Source organism: Bacillus sp. BS3(2021), from assembly GCF_021043345.1.
In the GTDB taxonomy this organism is placed as follows: domain Bacteria; phylum Bacillota; class Bacilli; order Bacillales; family Bacillaceae; genus Bacillus; species Bacillus paralicheniformis.
In genome coordinates this window covers 1-2,963 of the sequence record NZ_JAJNDM010000020.1, presented here as the reverse complement: position 1 = coordinate 2,963, position 2,963 = coordinate 1, and the positions used below count along the sequence as shown (strand labels likewise).

Annotated in this window: 1 rRNA gene; it reads left to right on the top strand. The window is 53.5% G+C overall.

The window, feature by feature from the left end:
• Positions 1–30: 30 nt before the first annotated feature.
• A 23S ribosomal RNA gene (locus tag LQ247_RS21960) occupies positions 31–2,960 on the top strand.
• Positions 2,961–2,963: the final 3 nt, after the last annotated feature.

Sequence of the window (2,963 nt, the reverse complement as noted above, 5' to 3'; positions counted from 1 at the left end):
GCAAGATATCACGTAGTGATTCTTTTTAACGGTTAAGTTAGAAAGGGCGCACGGTGGATGCCTTGGCACTAGGAGCCGATGAAGGACGGGACGAACACCGATATGCTTCGGGGAGCTGTAAGCAAGCTTTGATCCGGAGATTTCCGAATGGGGAAACCCACTGCTCGTAATGGAGCAGTATCCATATCTGAATTCATAGGATATGAGAAGGCAGACCCGGGGAACTGAAACATCTAAGTACCCGGAGGAAGAGAAAGCAAATGCGATTCCCTGAGTAGCGGCGAGCGAAACGGGAACAGCCCAAACCAAGAGGCTTGCCTCTTGGGGTTGTAGGACACTCTGTACGGAGTTACAAAAGAACGAGGTAGATGAAGAGGTCTGGAAAGGCCCGCCATAGGAGGTAACAGCCCTGTAGTCAAAACTTCGTTCTCTCCTGAGTGGATCCTGAGTACGGCGGAACACGTGAAATTCCGTCGGAATCCGGGAGGACCATCTCCCAAGGCTAAATACTCCCTAGTGACCGATAGTGAACCAGTACCGTGAGGGAAAGGTGAAAAGCACCCCGGAAGGGGAGTGAAAGAGATCCTGAAACCGTGTGCCTACAAGTAGTCAGAGCCCGTTAACGGGTGATGGCGTGCCTTTTGTAGAATGAACCGGCGAGTTACGATCCCGTGCAAGGTTAAGTTTGAAAAGACGGAGCCGCAGCGAAAGCGAGTCTGAATAGGGCGCATGAGTACGTGGTCGTAGACCCGAAACCAGGTGATCTACCCATGTCCAGGGTGAAGTTCAGGTAACACTGAATGGAGGCCCGAACCCACGCACGTTGAAAAGTGCGGGGATGAGGTGTGGGTAGGGGTGAAATGCCAATCGAACCTGGAGATAGCTGGTTCTCTCCGAAATAGCTTTAGGGCTAGCCTCAAGGTAAGAGTCTTGGAGGTAGAGCACTGATTGGACTAGGGGCCCCTACCGGGTTACCGAATTCAGTCAAACTCCGAATGCCAAAGACTTATCCTTGGGAGTCAGACTGCGAGTGATAAGATCCGTAGTCGAAAGGGAAACAGCCCAGACCGCCAGCTAAGGTCCCAAAGTATACGTTAAGTGGAAAAGGATGTGGAGTTGCTTAGACAACCAGGATGTTGGCTTAGAAGCAGCCACCATTTAAAGAGTGCGTAATAGCTCACTGGTCGAGTGACTCTGCGCCGAAAATGTACCGGGGCTAAACGTATCACCGAAGCTGCGGACTGTTCTTACGAACAGTGGTAGGAGAGCGTTCTAAGGGCTGTGAAGCGAGACCGGAAGGACTCGTGGAGCGCTTAGAAGTGAGAATGCCGGTATGAGTAGCGAAAGAGGGGTGAGAATCCCCTCCACCGAATGCCTAAGGTTTCCTGAGGAAGGCTCGTCCGCTCAGGGTTAGTCGGGACCTAAGCCGAGGCCGAAAGGCGTAGGCGATGGACAACAGGTTGATATTCCTGTACCACCTCCTCACCATTTGAGCAATGGGGGGACGCAGGAGGATAGGGTAAGCGCGGTATTGGATATCCGCGTCCAAGCAGTTAGGCTGGGAAATAGGCAAATCCGTTTCCCATAAGGCTGAGCTGTGATGGCGAGCGAAATATAGTAGCGAAGTTCCTGATTCCACACTGCCAAGAAAAGCCTCTAGCGAGGTGAGAGGTGCCCGTACCGCAAACCGACACAGGTAGGCGAGGAGAGAATCCTAAGGTGATCGAGAGAACTCTCGTTAAGGAACTCGGCAAAATGACCCCGTAACTTCGGGAGAAGGGGTGCTCTGTTAGGGTGCAAGCCCGAGAGAGCCGCAGTGAATAGGCCCAGGCGACTGTTTAGCAAAAACACAGGTCTCTGCGAAGCCGTAAGGCGAAGTATAGGGGCTGACGCCTGCCCGGTGCTGGAAGGTTAAGAGGAGCGCTTAGCGTAAGCGAAGGTGCGAATTGAAGCCCCAGTAAACGGCGGCCGTAACTATAACGGTCCTAAGGTAGCGAAATTCCTTGTCGGGTAAGTTCCGACCCGCACGAAAGGCGCAACGATCTGGGCACTGTCTCAACGAGAGACTCGGTGAAATTATAGTACCTGTGAAGATGCAGGTTACCCGCGACAGGACGGAAAGACCCCGTGGAGCTTTACTGCAGCCTGATATTGAATGTTGGTACAGCTTGTACAGGATAGGTAGGAGCCTTGGAAACCGGAGCGCCAGCTTCGGTGGAGGCATCGGTGGGATACTACCCTGGCTGTATTGACCTTCTAACCCGCCGCCCTTATCGGGCGGGGAGACAGTGTCAGGTGGGCAGTTTGACTGGGGCGGTCGCCTCCTAAAAGGTAACGGAGGCGCCCAAAGGTTCCCTCAGAATGGTTGGAAATCATTCGCAGAGTGTAAAGGCACAAGGGAGCTTGACTGCGAGACCTACAAGTCGAGCAGGGACGAAAGTCGGGCTTAGTGATCCGGTGGTTCCGCATGGAAGGGCCATCGCTCAACGGATAAAAGCTACCCCGGGGATAACAGGCTTATCTCCCCCAAGAGTCCACATCGACGGGGAGGTTTGGCACCTCGATGTCGGCTCATCGCATCCTGGGGCTGTAGTCGGTCCCAAGGGTTGGGCTGTTCGCCCATTAAAGCGGTACGCGAGCTGGGTTCAGAACGTCGTGAGACAGTTCGGTCCCTATCCGTCGCGGGCGCAGGAAATTTGAGAGGAGCTGTCCTTAGTACGAGAGGACCGGGATGGACGCACCGCTGGTGTACCAGTTGTTCTGCCAAGGGCATCGCTGGGTAGCTATGTGCGGACGGGATAAGTGCTGAAAGCATCTAAGCATGAAGCCCCCCTCAAGATGAGATTTCCCATTCCGCAAGGAAGTAAGATCCCTGAAAGATGATCAGGTTGATAGGTCTGAGGTGGAAGTGTGGCGACACATGGAGCTGACAGATACTAATCGATCGAGGACTTAACCTAAAT